At 70.9% G+C, this 24954-nt stretch carries 24 protein-coding genes and 2 pseudogenes; 15 read left to right on the top strand and 11 right to left on the bottom strand.

Annotated features, from left to right (window positions below):
* The first annotated feature begins 36 nt into the window (after positions 1–36).
* From FM051_RS24195 to FM051_RS24185, 3 genes are read left to right on the top strand one after another with little or no spacing between them, the layout of a single operon-like run.
* Positions 37–1017: a Bug family tripartite tricarboxylate transporter substrate binding protein gene (locus FM051_RS24195; protein WP_158847080.1), complete on the top strand. Its 981-nt coding sequence runs from the start codon at positions 37–39 to the stop codon at positions 1015–1017.
* A gap of 23 nt (positions 1018–1040) precedes the next feature.
* The gene (locus tag FM051_RS24190; protein WP_420803624.1) at positions 1041–1577 is read left to right on the top strand and encodes a tripartite tricarboxylate transporter TctB family protein; all 537 of its coding nucleotides are present in this window, start codon (positions 1041–1043) and stop codon (positions 1575–1577) included.
* A 1-nt stretch (position 1578) separates the two neighbouring features.
* Positions 1579–3111 (top strand): tripartite tricarboxylate transporter permease, encoded by a 1533-nt coding sequence (locus FM051_RS24185; protein ID WP_158847076.1) that lies wholly within the window; start codon positions 1579–1581, stop codon positions 3109–3111.
* Positions 3112–3673: 562 nt separating this feature from the next.
* Here the strand turns inward: FM051_RS24185 and FM051_RS24180 are convergent.
* Together FM051_RS24180 and FM051_RS24175 are read right to left on the bottom strand one after the other, a co-directional pair.
* Positions 3674–5161 (bottom strand): CoA-acylating methylmalonate-semialdehyde dehydrogenase, encoded by a 1488-nt coding sequence (locus tag FM051_RS24180; protein ID WP_158847074.1) that lies wholly within the window; start codon positions 5159–5161, stop codon positions 3674–3676.
* Positions 5158–6180: a LacI family DNA-binding transcriptional regulator gene (locus FM051_RS24175; RefSeq protein WP_158847072.1), complete on the bottom strand. Its 1023-nt coding sequence runs from the start codon at positions 6178–6180 to the stop codon at positions 5158–5160. Before FM051_RS24175 ends, FM051_RS24180 begins: the two co-directional genes overlap by 4 nt.
* A gap of 143 nt (positions 6181–6323) precedes the next feature.
* On the opposite strand from FM051_RS24175, the pseudogene FM051_RS53250 reads away from it, so the two are divergent.
* From FM051_RS53250 to iolD, 10 genes and pseudogenes are all read left to right on the top strand, one after another.
* Positions 6324–6671 (top strand): annotated as a pseudogene (locus tag FM051_RS53250) (Gfo/Idh/MocA family protein); the annotation flags it as partial.
* The gene (locus tag FM051_RS24170; RefSeq protein WP_274383709.1) at positions 6663–7334 is read left to right on the top strand and encodes a Gfo/Idh/MocA family protein; all 672 of its coding nucleotides are present in this window, start codon (positions 6663–6665) and stop codon (positions 7332–7334) included. The pseudogene FM051_RS53250 and the gene FM051_RS24170, both read left to right, overlap by 9 nt.
* The gene (locus FM051_RS24165) at positions 7331–8191 is read left to right on the top strand and encodes a TIM barrel protein (protein WP_476655318.1); all 861 of its coding nucleotides are present in this window, start codon (positions 7331–7333) and stop codon (positions 8189–8191) included. The genes FM051_RS24170 and FM051_RS24165 overlap by 4 nt, the downstream gene beginning before the upstream one ends.
* Positions 8192–8213: 22 nt before the next feature.
* Entirely contained in the window at positions 8214–9200 is a 987-nt protein-coding gene (locus tag FM051_RS24160; protein ID WP_158847068.1) for a sugar ABC transporter substrate-binding protein, read from the top strand.
* 11 nt (positions 9201–9211) lie between these two features.
* The gene (locus FM051_RS24155; protein WP_158847066.1) at positions 9212–10267 is read left to right on the top strand and encodes an ABC transporter permease; all 1056 of its coding nucleotides are present in this window, start codon (positions 9212–9214) and stop codon (positions 10265–10267) included.
* Positions 10264–11058: an ATP-binding cassette domain-containing protein gene (locus FM051_RS24150; RefSeq protein WP_158847064.1), complete on the top strand. Its 795-nt coding sequence runs from the start codon at positions 10264–10266 to the stop codon at positions 11056–11058. Before FM051_RS24155 ends, FM051_RS24150 begins: the two co-directional genes overlap by 4 nt.
* Positions 11055–11984 (top strand): 5-dehydro-2-deoxygluconokinase, encoded by a 930-nt coding sequence (iolC, locus tag FM051_RS24145; RefSeq protein WP_158847062.1) that lies wholly within the window; start codon positions 11055–11057, stop codon positions 11982–11984. Before FM051_RS24150 ends, iolC begins: the two co-directional genes overlap by 4 nt.
* 82 nt (positions 11985–12066) lie before the next feature.
* Positions 12067–12939 (top strand): annotated as a pseudogene (locus tag FM051_RS24140) (Cgl0159 family (beta/alpha)8-fold protein); the annotation flags it as partial.
* 197 nt (positions 12940–13136) lie between these two features.
* The gene (iolB, locus tag FM051_RS24135; RefSeq protein WP_158847060.1) at positions 13137–14018 is read left to right on the top strand and encodes a 5-deoxy-glucuronate isomerase; all 882 of its coding nucleotides are present in this window, start codon (positions 13137–13139) and stop codon (positions 14016–14018) included.
* On the top strand, positions 14015–15862 hold the full coding sequence (iolD, locus tag FM051_RS24130; protein ID WP_158847058.1) for a 3D-(3,5/4)-trihydroxycyclohexane-1,2-dione acylhydrolase (decyclizing): 1848 nt from the start codon (positions 14015–14017) through the stop codon (positions 15860–15862). The genes iolB and iolD overlap by 4 nt, the downstream gene beginning before the upstream one ends.
* 10 nt (positions 15863–15872) lie before the next feature.
* On the opposite strand, the gene FM051_RS24125 is transcribed toward iolD, so the two are convergent.
* The 3 genes from FM051_RS24125 to FM051_RS24115 form a co-directional block, all read right to left on the bottom strand.
* Entirely contained in the window at positions 15873–16238 is a 366-nt protein-coding gene (locus FM051_RS24125) for a hypothetical protein (protein WP_158847056.1), read from the bottom strand.
* Positions 16235–17059, bottom strand: coding sequence for a hypothetical protein (locus FM051_RS24120; RefSeq protein ID WP_158847054.1), 825 nt, complete (start codon positions 17057–17059; stop codon positions 16235–16237). Before FM051_RS24120 ends, FM051_RS24125 begins: the two co-directional genes overlap by 4 nt.
* Before the next feature lie 106 nt (positions 17060–17165).
* Entirely contained in the window at positions 17166–17852 is a 687-nt protein-coding gene (locus FM051_RS24115; RefSeq protein ID WP_238412615.1) for a Crp/Fnr family transcriptional regulator, read from the bottom strand.
* Between the two features lie 346 nt (positions 17853–18198).
* On the opposite strand from FM051_RS24115, the gene FM051_RS24110 reads away from it, so the two are divergent.
* Positions 18199–19263, top strand: coding sequence for an NADH:flavin oxidoreductase/NADH oxidase (locus FM051_RS24110; protein ID WP_158847051.1), 1065 nt, complete (start codon positions 18199–18201; stop codon positions 19261–19263).
* A gap of 72 nt (positions 19264–19335) precedes the next feature.
* Here the strand turns inward: FM051_RS24110 and FM051_RS24105 are convergent, their stop codons facing one another.
* Positions 19336–19524, bottom strand: a complete 189-nt coding sequence (locus FM051_RS24105) for a DUF3073 domain-containing protein (RefSeq protein ID WP_158847050.1) — start codon at positions 19522–19524, stop codon at positions 19336–19338.
* Positions 19525–19686: 162 nt separating this feature from the next.
* On the opposite strand from FM051_RS24105, the gene FM051_RS24100 reads away from it, so the two are divergent.
* Entirely contained in the window at positions 19687–20568 is an 882-nt protein-coding gene (locus FM051_RS24100; RefSeq protein WP_158847049.1) for a DUF8083 family protein, read from the top strand.
* On the opposite strand, the gene FM051_RS24095 is transcribed toward FM051_RS24100, so the two are convergent.
* The 5 genes from FM051_RS24095 to FM051_RS24075 form a co-directional block, all read right to left on the bottom strand.
* The gene (locus FM051_RS24095) at positions 20521–21717 is read right to left on the bottom strand and encodes an MFS transporter (RefSeq protein WP_238412614.1); all 1197 of its coding nucleotides are present in this window, start codon (positions 21715–21717) and stop codon (positions 20521–20523) included. The genes FM051_RS24100 and FM051_RS24095 overlap by 48 nt on opposite strands.
* Before the next feature lie 79 nt (positions 21718–21796).
* On the bottom strand, positions 21797–22378 hold the full coding sequence (locus FM051_RS24090) for an RsiG family protein (protein WP_158847048.1): 582 nt from the start codon (positions 22376–22378) through the stop codon (positions 21797–21799).
* A gap of 60 nt (positions 22379–22438) precedes the next feature.
* Positions 22439–23287: a beta-keto acid cleavage family enzyme gene (locus FM051_RS24085; protein WP_158847047.1), complete on the bottom strand. Its 849-nt coding sequence runs from the start codon at positions 23285–23287 to the stop codon at positions 22439–22441.
* 101 nt (positions 23288–23388) lie between these two features.
* Positions 23389–24483, bottom strand: a complete 1095-nt coding sequence (gene ygfZ, locus FM051_RS24080) for a CAF17-like 4Fe-4S cluster assembly/insertion protein YgfZ (protein ID WP_158847046.1) — start codon at positions 24481–24483, stop codon at positions 23389–23391.
* A complete protein-coding gene (locus FM051_RS24075; protein ID WP_274383691.1) occupies positions 24480–24929 on the bottom strand; it encodes a Fur family transcriptional regulator in 450 nt (149 codons plus the stop codon). The genes ygfZ and FM051_RS24075 overlap by 4 nt, the downstream gene beginning before the upstream one ends.
* Between the last annotated feature and the right edge of the window lie 25 nt (positions 24930–24954).

Raw genomic sequence — 24954 nt, 5'->3', positions numbered from 1 at the left:
CATGTCCAACCACGCGGAAGAGAGGCGGGGATCACAGTGCGGATCAGGAACTGGCTCGCGGTCGTCGGCGCATTGGCGGTCGTCGTCCTCGTGCCGCCGCTGCTGACGTCCAGCGCGGAGAGCGCGTCGACGTTGCGCAGCCTGCGCGTGTTGGTGCCGAACTCACCGGGTGGAGGCTACGACGTCACCGCCCGCACCGCCGCGAAGGCGATGGAGGACGCGGACCTGCTGCGCAACGCCGAGGTGTTCAACCTCCCCGGCGCGGGCGGCACGGTCGGCCTCGGCCGGACGGTGAGCGAGCGCGGCAACGGCAAGCTCGTGATGTCGATGGGCCTGGGCGTGGTCGGCAGCGTCTACACGAACAAGGCGCCGTCATCGCTGCTCGACACCACGCCGATCGCGAAGCTGATCGAAGAGCCGGACATCGTCGTCGTCGGCAAGGACTCGCCGTACCGGTCGCTGGACGAGCTGGTCACGGCGTGGAAGGCGAACCCGGGCGCGGTGCAGGTCGGCGGCGGTTCGTCGCCCGGCGGGCCGGACCACCTGGCGCCGATGCTGATCGCCAAGGCGGTCGGCCTCGACCCGCGGACGGTCAACTACATCCCGTTCGACGGCGGCGGCGAGCTGCTGGCGTCCGTGCTGGGCGGGAAGGTCGCGTTCGGCGTCTCGGGCGTCGGCGAGTACCGCGACCAGATCGAGGCAGGGCAGATCCGGGTGCTGGCCGTGACCAGCGGCTCGCGACTGTCCGGTGTGGACGCTCCCACCCTGCGCGAGGCCGGCGTGGACGTCGAGTTCAACAACTGGCGCGGCGTCGTCGCGCCGCCGGGGATCAGCGACGCCGACCGGGCCCGGCTGGTGGACCTGTTCACCGACCTGCACGGCACCCCGCAGTGGCGGGAGGCGCTGACCCGCAACGGCTGGACGGACGCGTTCGCGCCGGGTGACGAGTTCGGCGCGTTCCTGCGCGAGGAGAACGACCGGGTGGCGACCGTGCTCAAGGACCTGGGGTTGGCATGAGTGGAGGGTTGGGCGTGCACACAGTGGTGAACGAGCCCGTGGACAAACCCGTGAACAAGCCCCTGAGCAGGGCCTGGCTGCGGGAGCGTTCGGAGCTGGGCGTGTCCGCGATCCTGGTCGGGTTGGGCGTGCTGGTCCTGGTCGACGCGATCCGGATCCACACCGACTTCGCGCAGCGCGGACCGGTCGGGCCGAAGGCGGTGCCGGTCGTGGTCGGCGTCGGGTTGATCGTGGTCGCCGCGCTGCTCGCGCGGGACGTGCTGCGCGGTGGGCGCGGTGAGGCGGAGGGCGGCGAGGACATCGACCTCACCGAGCCCGCCGACTGGCGGACCGTGCTGCTGCTGTGCGGCGCGTTCCTGGCCAACGCGGCGCTGATCGGGGTGGTCGGCTTCCCGATCTCCGGGGCGATCCTGTTCTGGGGCGCGGCCTACGCGCTGGGCAGCCGGAACTACGTCCGCGATCCGCTGATCGCCGCCGGCCTGTCGGTGGTGACGTTCGTGTTGTTCAACAACCTCCTGGGCGTGCCGCTGCCCGGCGGGCCTCTGGTTGGGATGTTCTGACGTGGACTCGTTCAACAACCTCCTCGAGGGGTTCGCGACCGCCCTCACGCCGACGCACCTGGCGTTGGCCGCGTTGGGCGTGCTGCTGGGCACGGCGATCGGCGTGCTGCCGGGCATCGGCCCGGCGATGGCGGTGGCGTTGCTGCTGCCCGTCACCTACGGCCTTGAGCCGACCGGGGCGTTCATCATGTTCGCCGGCATCTACTACGGCGGCATGTTCGGCGGCTCCACCACGTCGATCCTGCTGAACACACCGGGTGAGAGCGCGGCGGTGGTGGCGGCGATCGACGGCAACCCGATGGCGCGCAAGGGCCGGGGCGCGCAGGCGCTCGCGGCGGCGGCCATCGGGCACTTCGTCGGCGGCATCATCGGCACGACGCTGCTCGTCCTGCTCGCGCCGACGGTGGCCAAGTTCGCCGTGGACATCGGCGCGCCGGACTTCTTCGCGATCATGGTGCTGGCGTTCATCGCGGTCACGTCCGTGCTCGGCGCGTCCCGCGTGCGCGGCTTCGCGTCGCTGCTCATCGGCCTCACCATCGGCCTGGTCGGGCTGGACGAGATGACCGGCCAGCAGCGCCTCACGTTCGGCTCGCTGCACCTGGCCGACGGTATCGACGTGGTCGTGGTCGCGGTGGCCCTGTTCGCGGTCGGCGAGTCCCTGTGGGTGGCCGCCCACCTGCGGCGCAAGCCCGCCAAGCCGATCCCGGTCGGCCGGCCGTGGCTGCACAAGGCGGACCTCAAGCGGGCGTGGAAGCCGTGGCTGCGCGGCCCGATGATCGGCTTCCCGTTCGGCGCGGTCCCGGCCGGTGGCGCGGAGATCCCGACCTTCCTGTCCTACGTGACCGAGAAGCGGCTCTCCAAGCACCGCGAGGAGTTCGGCAAGGGCGCCATCGAGGGTGTCGCCGGTCCGGAGGCGACGGCCAGCGCGTCCGCCGCGGGCACGTTGGTGTCGATGCTGACGCTCGGCCTGCCGACCACGGCGGTGGCCGCGGTGATGCTGGCGGCGTTCCAGCAGTACGGCATCCAGCCGGGGCCGTTGCTGTTCGAACGTGAGTCCGCCCTGGTCTGGGGCCTGATCGCGTCGCTGTTCATCGGCCTGTGCCTGCTGCTGGTGCTCAACCTGCCGTTGGCGCCGGTGTGGGCGAAGCTGCTGCGCATCCCCCGGCCGTACCTGTACGCGGGCATCCTGTTCTTCGCCAGCGTCGGCGCGTACGCGGTGAACGCCGATGTGTTCGACCTGCTGGTGATGTTCGTGATCGGTGTGCTGGGTTTCGTGATGCGCCGCTACGGGCTGCCGGTGCTGCCCGCGATCATCGGCGTCATCCTCGGCCCGGCCGCCGAGCAGCAGATGCGGCGGGCGTTGCAGCTGTCGGACGGTTCGCTGACCGGGCTGTTCAACACCCCGTTCGCGCTGGTCGTCTACGGGATCGTGGTCGTCCTGCTGTCGTGGCCGCTGATCCGCCGCCTGATCCGCAAGCCCGCGCCGCCCGCCGAGCCGTCCCCGCAGGTGGAGCGGCCGAAGGTGGACGCCTAGCGCGGCTCGTGCGCCTGCTGTCCGGACTCCGGGTCGAGACTCCGGGTCGAGCAGTCGGGACAGCAGGCGCACGCCCGGTAGGTCCCGCCGGTACCGGGCGTGCGGTCCTGGCGGTTGTCTATCGCGACTGTGTGACCGCAGCGGCAACACCCGGACCACGGCAGGGGCGAGGCGGGCCGTCGTTCTCCGACGCCTCGCCCGACCAAGTGCGCGCGGCGCTCATCCCCCCGATGCCCTGGCCCCGTTCGCCGAGGCCCGCGCCGTGCTGGAGGTCGCGCCGTGGAACGGCCGGCCCTGTCACCGCAGCAAGCCCGACGGCCCCGTGCGCGAAGCCCGACGGCCCCGTGCGCACCCTGCCCGGCCGAGCCGAGATCACCACCTCCGGGCCCGAGGGCCAGGGCGGCCTGGCGTGCCTGATCATGGAAGACCGAGGGCCGGGGCGCCGCGCCTTCATACTTCCGGCAACGCAATCGGCGTTTCCATTGATCCCCGGAGGCCGTAACGCCTTTGGGTGATCTTGGCTCGGCTGGGGTGGTGGGGGCTGCTTGAGCCCCCACCCACGTTATCCGTGGGTCGGGAATCCCAGGTCGATGCCGTGCTGGCGCGGCCAGCGGGCGGTGATCGCCTTGGCGCGGGTGTAGAAGCGGACGCCTTCCGCGCCGTGCACGTGGGTGTCGCCGAACAGGGAGTCCTTCCAGCCGCCGAACGAGTAGTAGGCCATCGGCACCGGGATGGGCACGTTGATGCCGACCATGCCGACCCGCACCCGCCGCTGGTACTCCCGCGCGGCCAGGCCGTCACCGGTGTAGACGGCGGTGCCGTTGCCGTACTGGTTGGCGTTGACCAGCGCCACCGCGTCGTCGAACGTCGGCACCCGCACCACGCCGAGCACCGGCCCGAAGATCTCGTCCCGGTAGATCGACATCTCCGGCGTGACGTGGTCGAACAGGGTCGGCGCGAGCCAGAACCCGTCCTCGAACCCGCGCGGCGCGTGACCGCGGCCATCGACCACCAGCACGGCGCCCTCACCGACACCGGCGTCCACATAGGACTTCACGCGGTCCCGGTGCACGCCGGTGACCAGCGGTCCCATCTGCGCCTCGGGGTCGGTGCCGGGCAACGTCACCAGTCGGCGGGTCCGGTCGGCGATCTTCTCCACCAGCTCGTCACCGGCGTCACCGACCGCGACGACCACCGAGATCGCCATGCACCGCTCGCCCGCGCTGCCGTACCCGGCGGACACGGCGGCGTCCGCGGCCACGTCCAGGTCGGCGTCCGGCAGCACCACCATGTGGTTCTTCGCCCCGCCCAACGCCTGCACCCGCTTGCCCGCCGCCGTGCCGCGCGCGTAGACGTGCCGGGCGATGGGCGTGGACCCGACGAACGACACCGCGGCCACGTCCTGGTGGTCGAGCAGCGCGTTCACCGCGACCGCGTCACCGTGCAGGACGTTCAGCACGCCGTCCGGCAACCCGGCCTCCTGGAACAGCTCGGCCAGCCGCACCGCCGCCGACGGGTCCCGCTCGGACGGCTTGAGCACGAACGCGTTCCCCGCCGCGATCGCCACCGGGAACATCCACATCGGCACCATCACCGGGAAGTTGAACGGCGTGATGCCCGCGACCACGCCCAGCGGCTGCCGCACCGAGTACGCGTCGACACCCCGTGACACCTGCTCGGAGTGCTCGCCCTTGAGCAGGTGGGGGATGCCGCACGCGAACTCCACCACCTCCAGCCCGCGCTGCACCTCGCCCGCCGCGTCGGACAGCACCTTGCCGTGCTCGGAGGTGATGATCGCGGCCAACTCGTCCTTGTGCCGGTCGACCAGCTCGCGGAACTTGAACAGCACGCGGCTGCGGGTGGACAGCGACGACTCGCCCCACGCCTCCGCCGCCTTGACCGCCGACGCGACCGCGAGGTTGACGTCGGCCTCCTCGGCCAGCGTGACCTGCGACGCGACCGCGCCGGTAGCGGGGTTGAACACGTCGGACGTGCGGGTGGACACCCCGGTGGTCCGGGCGCCGTCGATCCAGTGGGGGATGGTGTTCATGAAATTCCTCCTGCGTGGCGACGCGGCCCCGCGGTGGCGACCGGAGCCGTGGTGGAGCGGACGACCAAAGACGGGTGCAGCAGGTGGCGCACGGGCTCCTCGCGCTCACCCCGCACGCGTTGCAGCAGCGCTTCGGCGGCGAGCCGGCCGAACTCGTTGCGCGGCTGGTCGATCGTGGTCAGCGAGATGTGCCGCAGAGCGGCCAGCGAGGTGTTGTCGTAGCCGACCACCGAGACGTCTTCCGGCACGCGGTACCCGTTGTCTTCGAGTGCGGAGATCGCGCCGACCGCGTTGAAGTCGTTGCACGAGATGATCGCGCTGGGCATGTCGTCTAACAGCCCGTGCACGGCACGGGCGCCGGCCGCGTCGGTGTACTCGCTGGCGACCACCTGCGGCGTGAGCCCGTGGGACGCCATCGCGGCCAGGTACCCGCGCCGGCGGGGCGCGGCCTGCGTGCCCTCACCGCCGTCGAGGTGCGCGATCCGCTTGTGCCCCAACGACACCAGGTGGTCGACGGCCAACGTGATACCGCGCTCGCCGTCGTCGTTCACCGTGTCCACAGTGGACAGTCGGGACGACCGTGCCACCAGCACCACCGACGTCTGGTCCGCCGCCCGGCCGATGTCCGCCGTCGGCACCACCGGTGACAGCAGCGCCAAACCCGCCGGCCGGAACGACAGCAGGCTCTGCAACGCCCGCCGCTCCCGCGCCGGACTGCGCCCGCCGGTGTTGATGATCAGGTCGAAGCCCTGCTCGGTGGCCACCGAGTCGAGCCCGTCCACGACCTCCGCGAAGAACGCGTTGTGCAGGTCCGACACCATCACGCCGAGCACGTGCGACGTGCGGCTGGCCAACGACCGCGCCATGGCGTGCGGCGAGTACCCCAGCTCCTCGGCCGCCTTGAGCACCGCGGTCCGTCGTTGATCGCTCACTTTCGGTGAGCCGCGCATCACCAGCGACACCAGCGCGCGGGACACGCCGGCACGCGCCGCGACGTCCTCCATCGTGGGCCTGGCCACCGGTATCTCCCCTCTCGCGACCGTCCCGGACGTCACGAGCGGGAAACGCACCCTTGACACCCGTGTGACCGACGCTACAGCATTAGAGCGCTCCAACAAATAGAGCGCTCTAACGATAGACCTCCTCTACCAGGACGGAGACCAGCGGGATGCGGATCGGAGTTGCCGGAGTCGGTCGGATCGGCACCATGCACGCCACCAACCTGGCCACCCTCGACGAGGTCGACGAAGTGCTGCTGTTCGACCCGGTGCCCGGCCGCGCGGCGCAGGCGTCGGCCGCGCTGCCCGGCACCAAGAGCGTCGACGACCTCGACGCGTTGCTCACAGCCAGTGACGGTGTCCTGCTGGCCACGCCCACGACCACGCACCCCGCGTTGCTGCGCGCCGCCATCGCGGTCGGCGTGCCGACGCTGTGCGAGAAGCCGATCGCGAGCCACCTGGACGAGATGCGCGCGTTGGTGGACGACGTCGAGGCGTCCGGGGTGGAGGTGCTGGTCGGGTTCCAGCGCCGGTTCGACCCGGCGGTGTTCGAGCTGCACCGGCGCATCCGGGCGGGCGAGGTCGGTGACATCTACCTGGTCCGCGCGGTCGGCAACGACGCCCAGCCGCCAGACTTCTCCTACCTGCCGCACTCCGGCGGCATCTTCCGCGACCTGCTGATCCACGACCTGGACGCGGTGCCGTGGCTGGTCGGCGAGCCGGTGGTGGAGGTGTACGCGTCGGGATCGGTGCTGGTGGACCAGGCGTTCGCCGATGCCGACGACGTGGACAACGCCGTGGTGCTGCTGAAGTTCGCGGGCGGCGCGCACGCCACGCTGGCCGGCGGCAGGCACGACCCGCTCGGCTACGACCACCGCATCGAGGTGCTGGGCAGCCGGGACTCGCTGGCCGTCGGCGTCGACCCGCGCACGCCGTTGACGTCGTTGGAGCCCGACGGGCCGAAGGTCGCGGCCGACGCGTACCCCGGCTTCGCGGAGCGCTTCCACCGCGCCTACCTGAACGAGATGGCCGTGTTCACGCAGGTCGTGGCGGGTGCGGTGGCGAACCCGTCACCCGCGCGGGAGAGTTTGATCAGTCTTCAGCTCGCCGAGGCGTGTGAGCAGTCGCGGCGCTCCGGTGCTCCGGTTCGGATCCAGACGGAGGTAGTCGCGTGAAGATCGCCGGTGCACCCATTTCCTGGGGTGTCTGCGAAGTGCCCGGTTGGGGCAACGTCCTCGATCCCAAGACGGTGTTGGAGGAGATGACCTCGCTGGGGTTGCAGGCGACCGAACTCGGCCCGCCCGACTACCTGCCGGCGCAGCCCGACGAGCTTCGCAAGCTGCTGGACGAGCACGGTCTGTCGTTGGTCGGCGGTTTCCTCGCCGTCCCGCTGCACACCGGCGAACAGTCAGACGTGGACGAGGCGGATCGGGTGGCCGCACTGCTCGCCGCGGCGGGTGCCGAAGTCCTGGTGCTGGCCGCCGCGACCGGCCTGGACGGCTACGACGAACGCCCGGCGCTCACCGACGACCAGTGGCGCACCCTGATCGACACCGCCGCCGTCATCCGCGACAAAGCCGCAGCTCACGGCCTGCGCACCGTGCTGCACCCGCACGTGGGCACGCACGTCGAGCGCACCGCCGAGGTCGAGCGGTTCCTCGCCGACTCAGACCTGCCGCTCTGCCTGGACACCGGCCACCTCCTCATCGGCGGCACGGACCCGGTCGAACTCGCCCGCCGCTTCCCCGAGCGGATCGGGCACGTGCACCTCAAGGACGTGCGGGCCGACATCGCGGCCACCGTCCGCGACGGGGACATCGGTTACATGGCCGCCGTGCAGCAGCGGATGTACGTGCCGCTGGGCGACGGCGACGTCGACGTGGCGGCCTTGGTGGCGTTCCTCCGGGACGCGGGCTACACCGGCTGGTACGTCCTGGAGCAGGACACCGCGCTCGGCGACGACAGCCCGCTCGACACCCCGGTGCGGGACACCGCGCGCAGCCTCGCGCACCTCACCCACATCACCGCTTGATCTTCCTCAGCGAGGAGAGACGATGACGTCCACTCGAAAGGCCCTGCGTGCGGGCCTCGCCATCACCGGACTCGTGCTGCTGGCCGCGTGCAGCGGACCCGGCGCGGACAACGCCGCCACCACCACGGCCGCCGGCCAGGCGCCGACCGGTGAACTGCGCGTCGCCGTCGTCACCCACGGCACCGCGGGCGACGCGTTCTGGAACGTGGTGAAGAACGGCGCCACCGACGCGGGCAAGCAGCTCGGCGTGACCGTCGACTACAACTCCGACGGCGACCCCGGCCGCCAGTCCACCCTGATCGACAACGCGGTGTCGCAGAAGGTCGGCGGCATCGTCGTCTCGATGGCCAACCCCGACGCGTTGAAGACCTCGATCGACAACGCGGTCAAGGCGGGCATCCCGGTCATCACGATCAACTCCGGCTCGGACAAGAGCGCGTCGTTCGGCGCGCTGGCGCACGTCGGCCAGGAGGAGAGCGTCGCCGGCGAGGAAGCGGGCCGCAAGTTCAAGGAAGCCGGCAAGACGAAGCTGCTGTGCGTGATCCACGAGGCCGGGAACGTCGGCCTCAACCAGCGCTGCGACGGCGCCCGCGCCGGCTTCGGCGGCGCCGTCACCAACCTCCAGGTGGACATCAACAACCCCACCGACGTGGAGTCCCGGATCAAGGGCGCGTTGCAGACCGACCCGTCGGTCGACGCGGTGCTCGCACTGAACCCGCAGGTCGCGGGGTCCTCGGTGAACGCGGTCAAGGGCGCGTCGTCGTCCGCGGCGGTCGCCACGTTCGACCTCAACGCCGACGTCACCGCCGCGATCAAGTCCGGTGACGTGCTGTTCGCCGTCGACCAGCAGCAGTACGAGCAGGGCTACCTGCCGATCGTGATGCTCAAGCTCTACCGCGACAACGCCAACACCGTCGGCGGCGGCAAGCCGGTCCTCACCGGACCCGGCTTCGTCGACAAGTCCAATGTGGACAAGGTGGCCGAGTACGCCGAGCGCGGCACCCGCTGAGGAGGACGTCCGTGACTTCAGCGCCCGCTGTTTCCCAACAGCCGCTGTCCGACGAGCGGGTCAGCTCGCCGGGACTGCTCGACCGGTTGGTCGTCCGACCCGAGATCGGCTCGCTGCTCGGTGCGCTGCTGGTCTTCGCGTTCTTCTCCGTGGTGACCGAGCAGTTCCTCAGCACCGGCGGCGTGGCGACCTGGCTGGACGACGCGTCCACGCTCGGCATCATGGCGGTGGCGGTGGCGCTGCTCATGATCGGCGGCGAGTTCGACCTGTCCGCCGGCGTGATGACCGCGTCGACCGCGCTGGTCACGGCGATCCTCGCCACCCGGCTCGGCTGGAACGTGTGGCTCGCGCTGCTCGCGTCGCTGGTGTTCGCGCTGGCGGTGGGCGCGTTGAACGGGTGGCTGGTGATGCGCACCGGCCTGCCCAGCTTCATCGTGACGCTGGGGACGTTCCTGGCCTTGCAGGGCCTCAACCTCGGCATCACCCGACTGGTGACCGGAACCGTGCAGGTATCCGGTATGCGATCTGCCGACGGCTATTCGTCGGCCGGGTTCCTGTTCGCCTCGACGTTCACGATCGGCGGCACGTCGTTCTACGTGTCGATTTTGTGGTGGATGCTGTTCACCGCCATTGCCGCGACCGTGCTGGTCCGGACCCGGTTCGGGAACTGGATCTTCGCCGTCGGCGGGTCGGCGCTGTCGTCACGGGCCGTCGGCGTGCCCGTGGTGCGCACCAAGGTCGTGCTGTTCATGACCACGGCGGGCGCGGCGTGGCTGGTCGGGTCGATCAACATCCTGCGGTTCACCAGCGTGCAGGCCAACCAGGGCATCGGGCTGGAGTTCCAGTTCATCATCGCCGCGGTGATCGGCGGGTGCCTGCTGACCGGCGGGTTCGGCTCGGCGGTCGGCGCGGCGATCGGAGCCCTGATCTTCGGCATGGCACGGCAGGGCATCGTCTACGCGAACTGGAACTCGGACTGGTTCCAGCTGTTCCTCGGCGTGATGCTGCTGGCCGCCGTGCTGGTCAACAACGCCCTGCGGCGGCGGGCGGAGAGGGTGCGGCGATGAGTTCACCGGCAAAACGACCACTGCTGGAAGTGCGCGGGATCGGCAAGACGTACGGCAGCGTGATCGCGCTGAAGGACGTCTCGACCGTGGTCAACGCCGGCGAGGTGACGTGCGTGCTCGGCGACAACGGCGCGGGCAAGTCGACGTTGATCAAGATCCTGGCCGGGGTGCACCAGCACGACGCGGGCGAGTTCCTGGTCGGCGGCTCGCCGGTGCGGTTCTCGTCACCGCGCGCCGCCCTCGACCAGGGCATCGCCACCGTCTACCAGGACCTGGCCGTGGTGCCGCTGATGAGCGTGTGGCGGAACTTCTTCCTCGGGTCGGAACCGACCGTCGGGTTCGGGCCGTTCCGGTTCCTGGACCGGCGGCAGGGCCGGTCGGTGACGCGGACCGCGTTGGCCGAGATGGGCATCGACCTGCGGGACGTCGAGCAGCCGGTCGGCACGCTGTCCGGTGGCGAGCGGCAGTGCGTGGCCATCGCGCGGGCCGTGCACTTCGGGGCGAAGGTGCTGATCCTGGACGAGCCGACGGCCGCGCTCGGGGTGAAGCAGGCCGGGGTGGTGCTGAAGTACGTGGCGCAGGCGCGGGATCGCGGGCTCGGGGTCGTGCTGATCACCCACAACCCGCACCACGCCTACCCCGTCGGTGACCGGTTCCTGCTGCTGAAGCGGGGGCGTGCGCTGGGGTCGTACGAGAAGACGGAGATCACCCTGGAGGAGCTGACCAGGCAGATGGCCGGCGGGGCGGAGCTGGAGGCCCTCGCCCACGAACTCCGCGGTGTCGCCGAATGACGGTCGAGGTGCTGACGGTCGGGCGGGTCGGGGTGGACCTCTACCCGGAGCAGAGCGGCGTGCCGTTGGCGGAGGTGCGGACGTTCGCCAAGTCCCTCGGTGGGACGGCGACGAACGTGGCCGTGGCGGCGGCGCGGTTGGGGCGGCGGACGGCGGTGTTGACCAAGGTGGGGCCGGACGGGTTCGGGCCTTACGTGCGTTCGGCGCTGGAGTCGTTCGGTGTGTCCGCTGAATTCGTCGGCACCGCGGCGGACCTCCAGACCCCCGTGGTGTTCTGCGCGTTGGACCCGCCCGAGGACCCGCCGCTGCTGTTCTACCGCTCGCCTCTCGCGCCGGACCTGTCCCTGACGGAGGAGGACGTGCCGTGGGACCTGGTGGCGTCGGTGCCGTTGTTGTGGGTGACCGGAACGGGTGTGTCCGCATCACCCGCCCGTGCGACGCAACGGCAGATCCTGGAACGCCGGGGCCGCCGCACGCACACCGTCCTGGACCTGGACTACCGGCCGATGTTCTGGCCGGACGTGCCGACCGCGCGCCGTGAGATCGGCTGGATGCTCGACCACGTGACGGTGGCCGTCGGCAACCGGGCCGAGGTCGAGGTGGCGGTGGGGACGGCCGATCCCGACGAGGCCGCCGCGCGCCTGTTGGAACGGGGTGTCGAACTGGCGATCGTGAAGAAGGGCGCCGAGGGCGTCCTGTTCGCCACCGCTTCCGATTCCTGGACCGTCCCGCCGCACCCGGTGGACGTCGTCTGCGGCTTGGGCGCCGGGGATGCCTTCGGCGGCGCCCTGGCCCACGGCCTGCTGTCGGGATGGGACCCGGTGCGGATCGCCCGTTACGCCAACGTCGCCGGTGCTCTGGTGGCGGGCCGGTTGGCCTGCGCCGATGCCATGCCGACGCCGAGCGAGATCGAGGAACACCTGTGAAAACCGCTACTTCCTCACACGGCCCGCGGTGCCACGTGATCACCGCGGCCACGAACGGACAGCGGCCGTCCGGAGGCGCCGGATGATCACGGACGAACAGTGGTGGCGGTTGCTGGACACCAGGGCGACGGACCCGTCCGCCGTCCGCCGGGCCTACCAGACCCGCCGCCGACGCCAACGGCTGCTGTCGGACCAGGGCACCCTGTTCCTGGTGGCCGCCGACCACCCGGCCCGCGGCGCACTCGGCGTCGGCGCCGACCCACTGGCGATGGCCGACCGCCGCTCGCTGCTGGACCGCCTGCTCACCGCCCTGGCCAACCCGGCGGTGGACGGGGTGCTCGGCACACCGGACGTGATCGAGGAACTGCTGCTCCTCGACGGCCTGAACGACAAGGTCGTCATCGGCTCCATGAACCGCGGCGGCCTGGCCGGCGCGGACTGGGAGATCGACGACCGCTTCACCGCCTACGACCCCGGCGCCATCGCGGCCAACGGCCTGGACGGCGGCAAGATGCTGCTGCGCCTGGTCGACTCCGACCCCGGCACCGTGCCGACGCTCGAGAGCTGCGCCGCCGCCGTGTCGGCACTGGCCTCCCGCGGCCTGATGGCGATGGTCGAGCCCCTGCCGTACGCGCGGGATTCGGCGGGGAACCTGGCGCTGCAGAAGGACGCCGCCGCGTTGGCGCGCGCCGGGAGCGTCGCGGCAGGCCTGGGCGCGACCTCGGCGTACACGTGGCTCAAGCTGCCCGCGTCGCCGGACGAGGTGCTGGACGCGACGACGTTGCCCGCGCTCGTGCTCGGCGGCGTGCCGTCCGCGCGGCCGGAGGACGACCTGGCGTCGTGGGGCAGGTCGCTACGTCACCCGACCGTGCGCGGGCTGGTCGTGGGGCGAGCCCTGCTCTACCCGCCGGACGGTGACGTCGCGGGCGCGGTCGAGGCCGCCGCCGAGGTGCTGCGGACGGCACGGGGCCCGGCCGGGGTTCCGCGAACGGCGCGGGGTGCGGACTCGGTTGAGGCCGAAGCGGCGCGGACCGCCGGCGAGCTGCAGACCGGGCCGGCGCGAGGTGCTGACCTGGGGCGGAGTGGGGTGGCGGGGGTTGGTGGCGTGTCGCGGGGCACTGATGTTTCGGGCACGGCGAGGGGAGTGGATGGATGAGCCTGCACCGGCCGTTGGGCACGTTGTCGAACGGTGAGAACGCTGTCGAGCTGACGCCTGAGGCCGCCGGGTGGGATCACACCGGGTTGCGGGTGTTGTTGCTGCACCCCGGTGGGATGACCACGTTCGAGACCGGCGATTACGAAGCGTTTGTGCTTCCGCTTTCCGGTGGCTGCGTGGTCGAGGTTGACGGGGAGCGGTTCGAGCTGGTGGGGCGGGATTCTGTCTTCACTCGGGTGACGGATTTCGTATACGTTCCACGGGATGCGCGCGTGCGATTGTCTACAAAAGACGGCGTCGAGGTCGCGCTGCCGATGGCGCGCTGCGAGCGGAGGCTCGCGCCCGAGTACGGGCCCGCCGAAGGTGTTCCGGTCGAGGTCAGGGGCGCGGGCAGCGCCACCCGCCAGGTCACCAACTTCGGCACCCCCGGCGTCTGGGACCACGCGGACAAGCTCATCGCCTGCGAGCTGATCACCCCCGACGGCAACTGGTCGTCCTACCCGCCGCACAAGCACGACCACACCTGCGACGTCGTCAACGAAGAGATCTACTACTTCCGCATCGCCGGTCGCGACCAGATCACCCCATCGCGTGAAGGTTTCGGCCTCCACCGCACCTACACCGACGACGGCGACATCGACGAGGACGTCGTGGTCCGCGACGGCGACGTCTTCCTGATCCCCCGCGGCTACCACGGCCCGTGCGTCGCCGCCCCCGGCTACCCGATGTACTACCTGAACGTGTTGGCCGGACCGGGCGACGAGCGGTCCATGGCGTTCTGCGACGACCCCGCGCACACCTGGATCCGGGACACCTGGGCGAGCCAGGAACTCGACCCCCGCTGTCCCGTCACGACTGCCGAAGGACGAGTGGAATGAGGCTCACCACAGCACAAGCACTGGTCCGGTGGCTCCGGGCGCAACGCACCGAACTACCCGACGGCACCGAGGCCCCGCTGTTCCCCGGCGTCTTCGCGATCTTCGGCCACGGCAACGTCCTCGGCCTCGGCAACGCCCTCGAAGAAGTGCACGCAGAATTCCCCGTCTGGCGCGGCCACAACGAGCAGGGCATGGCACTGGCCGCCGTCGGCATCGCCAAGGCCACCCACCGCCGCCAGGTCGGCGTCGCCACCTCGTCCATCGGACCGGGCGCGCTGAACATGGTCACCGCCGCCGGCGTCGCCCACGCCAACCGCCTGCCGCTGCTCCTGCTGCCCGGCGACACGTTCACCAGCCGCGCACCGGACCCGGTGTTGCAGCAGGTCGAGCACTACGGCGACCCGACGACCACGGTCAACGACGCGTTCCGCGCGGTCAGCCGGTACTTCGACCGGATCACCCGCCCGGAGCAGCTGCTCAACACCCTCCCGCAGGTGGCCCGCGTGCTCACCGACCCGGCCGACTGCGGCCCCGTCACCCTCGCCCTGCCGCAGGACGTGCAGGCGGAGTCGTTCGACTTCCCGGACGCCCTGTTCACCCCGGTCGTGCACCGCCCGACCCGCCCCCGCCCGGACACCCGCGCCCTCACCGAAGCCGCCGACGTCCTCCGCCAGGCCCGCAAGCCGCTCCTGGTCCTGGGCGGCGGCGTGCGCTACTCCCGCGCCGCCGGACGCGCGATCCGCTTCGCCGAACAACACGCGATCCCGATCGCCGAAACGACCGCCGGCCGCACCCTCATCCCGCACGACCACCCGCTGCACGCGGGCCCGCTCGGCATCACCGGCTCCACCTCGGCCAACGTCCTGGCCGCCGAGGCGGACGTCGTCCTGGCCGTGGGCACCCGCCTGCAGGACTTCACCACCGCGTCCTGGACCGTTTTCACGCCGGATGTCCGGATCGTCTCCCTCAACGCCGCCCGGTTCGACGCCGTGAAGCACGGCGCCCTGTCGCTGGTGGCCGACGCGGACGAAGGGCTGCGCGAGCTGACCGACGAACTGGGCGACTGGCGGGCCGACGCCACCTGGGCCGCGCGGGCGACCGAGGAACGGGCGAAGTGGGACGCGCACATCGACGAACTGCGCGCACCCGACGGCACGCCGACGTATGCCCAGGTGGTGGGTGTGGTCAACGACCTGTCCACCCCGGAGGACTACGTGCTGACGGCGTCCGGCGGGCTGCCGGGCGAGCTGATCGGCGGCTGGCGCGCGGTCGGCGAGGCCACCATGGACGTCGAGTACGGCTTCTCGTGCATGGGCTACGAACTGGCCGGAGCGTGGGGCGCGGCGATCGCCCGGCCGGACGGCGTGGTCACCACGCTGCTCGGCGACGGCTCGTACCTGATGCTCAACTCGGAGCTGTTCTCGGCGGCGTTCGCCGGGCACGGTTTCGTGGCCGTGGTGTGCGACAACGACGGTTACGCCGTCATCCACCGCCTCCAGACCGGCCAGGGCGGCGCGGGGTTCAACAACCTCTACGACGACGTGCGCACCGCACACGCCCGACCGCCGCGCACCGATTTCGCCGCGCACGCCGCCTCGATGGGCTGTGCGACGTTCCCGGTGGAGAACCTGGCGGACCTCCGTGAGGCCTACCGCAAAGCCCGGGAAGTGGCGAAGACCGAACACCGCCCGGCGGTCGTGGTGATTCGCACTCACCCGTCGGCGTGGACGGAAGCGGGTGCGTGGTGGGAAGTCGGCGTTCCGGAAGTGGCGCACCGCCCGGAAATCACCGCGGCCCACGAAGAAGTGGCCACCGGAAAAGCGAAACAAATTCGCTACCTTTGAACGGGGGGATTCACCGCCGGGCAGTGGTCCCGGCGGCGAAATCCCCGGCCACGCGCGGCAGTGCGGGGCTGACGTCGTGCAGCACCGCGCGCAGTGGGCCGGCCGCCTCGGGGCGCTCCCACAGCATGGTGTGGATCGAGCCGCGCCACTCGGTGGTGAACTCGGCCCGCGCCAGCTCCAGCCGCACCCGCGGCACCGCGACGAGCCTGCGCCGCGCCTCGTCCATCCGGGCGCTGACCAGGTCGAACAACTCGGGCGCGAGGACCGCCGCGACCCGTGCCCGCAGGTCGGACCACTGCTCGGTGTCCACGACCGTGGCGAGCGCGCCGGCAGCAGCGCCGGCGAGCAGCCTCAGCGGTTCCTCGCGCGCCATCATGCCCTCTCGTCCGTGTCCCGCCGGTAGACCGGGCCGAAGTGCGAGGCCCGCTGGTCGTTGCGGTCGAAGTTCTGGATCACGTCGGCCTTCTGGGTCGGCACGTGCGCGTCGCGGCCGGCCTGGATCACCGTCGACCCGCCGGTCGCCACCGCGTTCTGGTTCACCGACGACGGACCGTGCCCGGCGACCGGCGTGACCGGGCCCCCTCCAACGGGGATCTCGGGCGCGTCGTCCAGCACCAACGCGTGCACGTCCCCGCTCGGCAGCCACATCCACCCGTGGCCGCTGAAGGTCTTCACCCGCACGTCCACGCGCCGGAAGTTCTCCGGCCGCAACGTGGTGTGCCCGGCCGCGACCAGCGACGTGAACAGCGTCTCCGACAGCACGACGACGAGGTCGGCGTCCGGCGACTGCTCCAGCGCCGCGTGCGCGGGCTCGCAGTTGAGCAGCCTGCTGACCAGCACCGCGTCCTGGCCGGGGTAGCCGTTGGCGCCCTCGACGGTGGTGCCGAAGTGGATCGCCATCCGCATCCGCAGCCGGGCGTGCGGCACCCGGTACCGGTTGGTCGCGGCCAGCTCGGCGTCCAGCGCCCGCACGTACCGGTCGACCACGTCGTCCTCCGGCGTCGAGGCGGGCAGCACGGCCCACTCCTCGTCGCCCTTGGCCTGCCGCCGCCACGTCGAGCGGTCCAGGCCGGCGGCCTCGCCGGCCCGGTCCAGGCTGCGCACCAGCAGCTCCTGCAAATCGCGTTGGAGCTGGTCGTCCGCCGACCCGTAGCTCCTCAGGTCACAACACACCAGCAGACTGCGCTGGAAGCTCATGGGTTCGGCCTTTCGACGGGGTGCGGACGCACTGCGGGCACACGACTGCGCAGAGTCACTGTGGAGTACTGCATCGGCGCGAATACCGCAGAATTGCGGCCTCGCGTCAGAACCCCGCGAATTTACGCAGGCTCGCCAGATCCGGTACCAGCACGTCTCGTCTCAGGTGACTGACCACCACCCCCGCTTTTCGCAGATCGGAGAACGCCTTCTCGGCCGTTCTGGGCTTCATCCCGGCGATCGAGGCGAGTTCGACCTTCGTCAGCGGAATTCCCAGCGTCCACCCGTGCGCCTCTTCGCGCCCGTAGGTCTGCACCAATTCGGCCAGCACCCGCGCCACCCGTTCGGCGGCCGGGTGGGACAGGAAATCCCGTCGGCGCTGGTTCGCCCAGCGCAGCCGGTCGTTGATCATCCCGATCAATTCGACGAACACGTCGTTGCGCCGGTGCAGGAAGCTCATCAGCTCACCGCTGGTGATGAGCTTCGCGACCACGTCGCCGCACGTGACGACGGTGGCCGAGCGGGGCTTCTGGTCCAGCGCCGCCATCTCGCCGACCAGGTCACCCGCGACTCTGATCGCGAGCAGCGCCGTGTCACCCGTCTCGTCCGTGGTCTGCACCTTGACCACGCCGTCGAGCAGGAGCAGGACGTGAGTATCTTTCGCGTCCTGTTCGATGACCTCGCGGTCGGCCGTGTACCGCACGACCGTGCCGATGTTCAACAGCTCTTGTCGGGTGTTGTCTCGAAGTCGACCCAGGAGGCTGTTGCTGGGCCACCCTGGATCCTGTGTCATCGTGGTCGGCATGGGCAGCATGTGGATCCTGTTACTGTCGTGACCGGCGGGAACTTCCAATGGGCCGACCTGCGTCGGGCGGCAAGTGATGGTCTCCCCGAACGTGCTGCGGACAGTACACCCGAATGGGCGTAACTGGTGTCCTCTTGTTCGGCGTTTTGCGCGCCGACCCCACATTGAAGATCACGTGCGAATGCACGCGCAATACCTAATCGAATGGAATTCCGCAGCTCCTGTGAGGTGGGACGGGCGTCACGCCGGGAACAAGCGGTCCGTTCCGGGACCTTGGACCTGTTGACGCGCCGAAGGGCCCGTCGCCGTACCCGGAACGTCCCGAGGAGCCCGTGTGAGCCAGCTGTTCAGCCCGCTGACCCTCCGCACCGTCACGTTGCCGAACCGCATCGCGGTCAGCCCCATGTGCCAGTACTCGGCAAAAGAAGGCCACCCGAACGAGTGGCATCTCGTGCACCTCGGCTCGCGTGCGATCGGCGGCGCGGGCCTGGTGTTGACCGAGGCGGCCGCGGTGCAGGCGATCGGCCGCATCTCGCCCGACGACGCCGGCCTGTGGGACGACGCGCACATCGCCTCGTGGCGGCCGATCGTGGACTTCATCCACGCGCACGGCGCCGTCGCCGGTGTGCAGCTCGCCCACGCCGGCCGCAAGGCCTCGGTCTACGCGCCGTTCGCGCCGCAGCGCGGCGGTGTCGCCGACGCCGACGGCGGCTGGACCCCCGTCGCGCCCAGCGCCGAACCGTTCCACGAGAACTACCGGGTGCCCACCGAGCTGGACGCCGCCGGCATCGCCCAGGTCGTCGCCGACTTCGCCGCCGCGGCACGCCGCGCGGTGGAAGCCGGCTTCAAGGTGGTCGAGGTGCACGCCGCGCACGGCTACCTGCTGCACGAGTTCCTGTCGCCGCTCAGCAACCACCGCACCGACGCCTACGGCGGCTCACTGGAGAACCGCACCCGGCTGGCGCGCGAGGTCACCGCCGCCGTCCGGGAAGCCGTTGGCGAGGAGGTGCCGGTGTTCGTGCGCATCTCCGCCACAGACTGGGTCGAGGGCGGCTGGACGGCTGAGGACAGCGTCGTACTGGCGCGCGACCTCGCGGCACTGGGCGCCGACCTGATCGACGTGTCCACCGGCGGCAACGTGCCCGCGGCGGACATCCCGATCGGCCCCGGCTACCAGGTGCCGTACGCCGAGACCGTACGACGGAAGGCCGACGTGCCCACCGGGGCGGTCGGCATGATCACCGACGCCCGGCAGGCCGAGCAGGTCCTCGCCGATGGCTCGGCCGACCTGGTCCTGCTCGCGCGGGAGTTCCTGCGCGACCCGTACTGGCCGTTGCACGCGGCACAGCAGTTGGGGGTGCAGGTCAACCCGCCACGGCAGTACGCCAGGGCGTTCTGAGGGCCCGCCGCAAAGGTTGGGCTGCCGGCAAGTGAACCGGCAGCCCAACCTCAGCAGCGGGTGTTGGATTCGTCAGCGACGGTAGTCGTCGTAATCATCGTCCGACGGGTCGTCGAAGCGTTCTTCGCTTCGACGACCACCACCAGCGGACTCACCGCTGGACAGCTCGCGTTGCAAGGCGTCGACGTCGATGTTGTGAGAGCTGTATTTGAGCTCCCGCGCCACCTTGGTCTGCTTGGCCTTCGCTCGGCCGCGCCCCATGGCTCGACCCCCTCGCACAGGGACGGGGGCGGCCGGGGGAACGGCGGCCCCACTCGTCTCGACAACTAGTTCCTGGTAACTACCGTACCGTGTCGAAGGGGTTCCCCGCGACGCGGTAGGCGTGACACGTACCGCCAAATCTCACCATGGGAGGATGCGCGGGTGCCTCGACCGTTCGTCGCCTACCTCAGGGTGTACGAACCGCTGTCGGCTCTTGACGCACCGTTGGCAGATCAGGTGCGAAAAGCCCTGGAGAACGGGGCGTTGAGCCGTGCGGACGTCGGCGAACGCGAACGGGAACTGTGGTTGCGGTCACAGCTCGCCCGGCCGCGTCGCCTCCTGCCTGGTGAGCGGTCGGACGGCAGCGTCTCCCCCGACGCGCCGTTCGACGTGATGACCATCAGTCCCGCCGAGGTGCCGGGAGAGGTCGGTCCGGGTCCCCTGGTCTGCCCCCTCGACCTGCGTGCCAGATCGGCCGCCGCGCTGGTCGGCTTCCTCGCCACGTCCACCGGACCCCTGCGGGAGGAGGCCGTGGCGGTCGAGCCGGAGACGATCCGGGCTCGGGCGTCGGCGGTGATGGCCGAGCTGACCGGTGGGGCGGTGCACGTCATCTCCACCACCTGGACGGTGCCGCTGCCGTGGTTCGCGTTGGTCGAGCCGGAGGCGCGGCGGGTCGTGCCGGCGCCGAAGGACGACCCGGAACGCCAGGTGTCGTGGCGGGTGTCCATGCCGGACGCCCGTGCGCGGGTGGCGCGGGCGCACAGCGTGGTGTCCAGTTCGCTGGGTGACGCCGGTCCAGCCAAGGTGCTCGCGGACACCGGGCGCTGGCTCGACCACTTCGCGCCGGACTCGGCGGTCGAACTGGACTACGGCGGCCTGGTGCAGCTCATCGACGACAAGGACCTGCTCGAGGACAGCTCGGCGACCGACGTCAACGCGATCGTGGACGCGCTGGAGGCCGGTGACGCCGAGGAGGTCGCCCTCCGGTACGAGCGGCTACGGGAGTTCTGGGGCGAGCTGGCGCGCCGCGAACGGCACGGCTAGCAGCACGCGGGCGCCCACGGCCGCCGCTGCGGCCATGAGCAGGGCGGCGGGCCAGCCGATGCCCACCGCGACCAACCCGGCGATCGGGGGCGTCACGGTGGCGCTGAGGTAGTTCGCGGTATTTTGCATACCAAGTGCTGTTCCGGTCCGACCTGGGGGCGCCAGCTCGCCTGCGGCGGTGACCGCGACACCGTTCCAGCACAGCGCCAGGGCCGCGGTGGGCACGAGGACAGTAGACAGTATCCAAACCGGTGCCTGGTCGAGCGCCGCGCACAGCACGAACCCGACGGCGATCAGCACGCTCAGCACCTTCAGCGGCTGGACCCGGTTCGGTGACCGGTCCGACCACACCCCGGCGACCAGTCGGCCGACACCGCCCGTCACCTGGGCGGCGGCGAACAACCCGGCGGCCAGCCCGACGGCCACGCCCCGGTGGTCGTGCAGGAGTTCCACCATCAGGGCGGCGGCGGTGAACTGCGGCACGACCAGCAGCCCGCTGGCCGCGCTGAGCCTGATCAGGTTCGGGTCCTTGAGCACGACCCCGTGCTGCCCCTGCCCGGAGCGCACGGCCCACGGCGGCTCGCGGATCCACAGCGCCACGGCGATCCCGACGAACCCGGTGAAACCCGCCAGCGCGAGGAACGCGACCGGCACACCGGCCTGGAGCGCGATGATCGGCAGCACGGCGGCGGCGAGTGCCGCGCCGAGCGGGGTGGCGGTCTGCCGGATGCCCATGGCGAACCCACGCCGTTCGGCGGGGAACCAGGTGAGCACCGCACGACCGCTGGCCGCGTTCACGCTCGCACCGAACAAACCGACGCCTACCAGCGCCAACCCGGCCACCACGGGCCCGTCGAACGCCGCCAGCGCCAGGCAGAGGGCGGCACCGAAGCCGCCGATGGTCATGACCAGCCGCTCACCGTGGCGGTCGGCCGCCGCGCCCCAGAGGACGAGGGTGAGCATGGTGCCGAGGTTGACCGCGCCGAGCAGCAGCCCGACCTGCGGCAGGGACAGCCCGAAGTGCTCGCGCAGTTGCGGGGTGATCGCCGGCAGCCCCAGGAACACCGCCGCGTTGGTGCCCTGCGCCACCGCGCCGACCGCCAGCACCACCCACCGGTACGCCGTCGGCGCGGATCGTTGTTGTGCCACAACCGGCGACGTTAGGCGGCACGTCCAGATGGCGGGAGTGTGATCTCACTGTGCGGTACGGCCCGGCCTTCGGAACGGCCTATTCCTTGGTGCGACCCGGGTTGGTCGGCCAACCCCGCTCCGCCGCCAGCAGCTCGTCCACCGAGGCACTGCCGTTCTGGTACCGCCCGGCGATCTCGGCGTTCAGGAAGTCGACCACGGCCTGCACCTCGCGCCGCCGTGACGACACCGAGGCCTCCTCGCCGATGAACACCCGGAGCGCCAGGTTCAGCTTGTCGTCCGAGAGCGCGCTCACGTCCGACAGGTCGACGTCCGAGACCAACGCCTCGACGTGCCGCCGGTGCGCTTCCGCCCGTGACGGCTCCTGCGTCTGGTACCGGCCGAGGCCGGTGGCCGGCCCGACGGCGTTCGACGCCAGGATGGTGGCCAGCTGGTCCACCACCGCCGAGCCGCCCGACATCCGCCGCTCCTGCTCGGCGCGCACGATGTCGATCCGCGCGTGCAGCAGTCGCCGCAGGTACGACAGGTCGGTCTCCTCCTGCGCCGCCTCGTCGCGCAGTGCGCGCACCTCGGCGAGCGGGAGCCGCTCGACCCCCTCCGCGTAGTCAGGGGCGAGCACCCGGTCGATACGGCGGCGCCCGCCAGGACGCACCTCGATCACGTACTCATCCTGCGGTAGTTCGTGTCCACCCGCCAACACAAACCTGCTTCCAAAGTTGTCTCAAACCTGTACCGGACTGCGCACACCCAGAAGTGCACGTGCATCTGCATGCGACAGCGGCGGGCGTTGGGCGATTTTCGCCAATCCCGCCGCGCGTGCGACCAGTTGCGCGTTGTCCCGGACCGGTTGGCCCTTCGCGTACGAAATGGTGTCTTCCATACCCACCCGCAGGTGGCCGCCCGCGGCCAGCGCGGTCAGCATCACCGGCAACGTGGTGCGCCCGATGCCCGTCGCCGAGAACGACGCGCCCTCCGGCAGCAGCCGCAAAGCCGCGACCAGTGTTTCCGCGTCACCCGGCATACCGCCCGGCACGCCCATCACCAGGTCGACGTGCACCTTGCCACCAGCGGGCAGACCGTGCTTGTCCAGCAGCCGCCGCAGTGACGCCAACTGACCGATGTCGAAGATCTCGTACTCCGGGACGATGCCCCGCTCCTGCATTCCCTTGTGCAACGCGACGATGAATTCCCAGCGGTTCAGGAATACGTCGTCGCCGAAGTTCACCGTGCCCATGGTGCAGGACGCCGAGTCGGGCAGGGCGTCGAGCACCCGCAGCCGGTCGGCCTCCGGATCGGTCACCGCGCCACCGGTGGACAGCTGCACGATCAGGTTCGTGCGCTCTCTCAGCGCGGCGACCGTCTCCTTGAGCAGCCCGAGGTCCAGCGTCGGCCTGGTGTCCGCGCCGCGGATGTGCACGTGGACCATGGCGGCGCCCACCTGCTCGCACGCCTGGGCGGCGCTGACCAGTTCCTCCAACGTGACCGGCAGCGCGGGAACGTCGGCCTTCGCGTGCTCGGCCCCGGTGGGGGCGACCGTGAGCAGCGTGCCGTGGGATCCGGGTCGGGACATGCCGTGATCCTGACACAGAACCCGTTCGGGCTAGCGACTCAGCGGTAGCCGTCGAGGTCGGAACCGCAGGCAGGCGAAGTCGCCGGTTTTCCGGTCCGGATCTACCGGCCCAGGTTCCGCGCCGCCTCCCGGCCGAGGCCGGGGGTGTCCGGCGGCACCGAATCGGGGTCGACGGACGCCTGGACCCGCCGGTCCTCCGCGCCCACCAGCAGCTCGGTCTCCGGCGAAATCGACCGCTTGACCAGCGCCAACACGATCGTGCCCAGCTCGTGGTGCAACGCCACGCTGCCGACCCGGCCGACCACCCGGTCGTCGACCAGCACCGGGTCGCCGGTCTCCGGCTGCACCTCGCGGGACCCGTCCAGGTGCAGCAGCAGCATCCGGCGCGGCGGGCGGCCGACGTTGTGCACCTTGGAGACCGTTTCCTGGCCCCGGTAGCAGCCCTTGTCGAGGTGCACGGCCTCGCCGATCCAGTTCACCTCGTGCGGGATGGTCTTCTCGTCCGTGTCCACGCCCAGCCGCGCGTGCAGGGACTCCACGCGCAGCGCCTCGAACGCCCAGCTGCCCGCCGGGCGCGCGCCCGCGTCCGTCAGCCTGCTCCACCACTCGGCGATCTCGCCGCGCGGGATCACCAGGTCGACCGCGTCCTGACCGGGCCACGTCATGCGGCGGGCGAAGCCGCCGGTTCCGAGCGCGACCACGCCGTGCGGGCCGTCCGGCAGGGGCAGGTCCAGCTTGGTGAACAACCCCGCGATCTCCGGGCCGACCACGGTCAGCACCGCCAGCTCGGCCGTCGCGTCCCGGGGCTCGACCTTCGACCAGAAGACCATCTTGGTCAGGTACGCCAGCAGCTCGGCCACCCGCGACCGCTCGGTGTCGAGGTAGACGACACCGCCGACGTTCGCCACCACCGCGTGGTGCTCGACCCGGCCCTGGACGTCCAGGATCAGCATCTCGGTGCCCTGGTCCTCGCCGAGCGCGGTGAAGTGCTGGCTGGTCAGCGAGTGCAACCAGGGCAGCCGGTCGTCACCCGGCACCGCGATGACGGCCCGGTGCGAGCGGTCGAACACCGCGACCGACCGCGCGGCCGAGCGCTGTTCGGCGAACGGGTCGCCGAAGTGCCACGGCACACCCTGGTCGGGAGCGCCCTCGAACGGCGCGACCGCACCGGGCGCGGTCAACAGCGGTGAATTCACTCGGACTCCTTCTGGGCGAACTGTGCCCGGCACTCTCGGCACGTGCCGGACAGCGCGAGGTGGCTCGCATCAAGGTCGAACCCGTACTCGTCCTTCAGTGTTCCCCCGAGCGGGGAGAGCAATGCGCACGGCACCTCGTCCACCCGCCCGCACCGGTGGCACACCAGGTGCACGTGCTCGTGCGCGTCCACCGAGTAGCTGGGCGCGCCGTGCCCGAGGTGGGTGTGCCGGACCAGGCCGAGCCGGTCCAGCAGGTCCAGCGTGCGGTAGACGGTGGTGATGTTGACCGTGGGCGCGGTGACCTGAACGCGCTGGCAGATCTGCTCCGGCGTCGCGTGCCCCAGCTCGCGCACCGCGTCCAGCACGAGCTGGCGCTGGGGCGTCATCCGCATACCGCGGTCGTGCAGCGTTTTGCGCAGGGCTTTCGGAGCGCTGGCGGTGTCCACGAATTCGATGGTAGGCCGTGAGTAG

It is taken from the genome of Saccharothrix deserti, from assembly GCF_009769385.1.
Taxonomy (GTDB): domain Bacteria; phylum Actinomycetota; class Actinomycetes; order Mycobacteriales; family Pseudonocardiaceae; genus Actinosynnema; species Actinosynnema deserti.
This window is presented reverse-complemented; position numbering and strand designations above follow the sequence as displayed.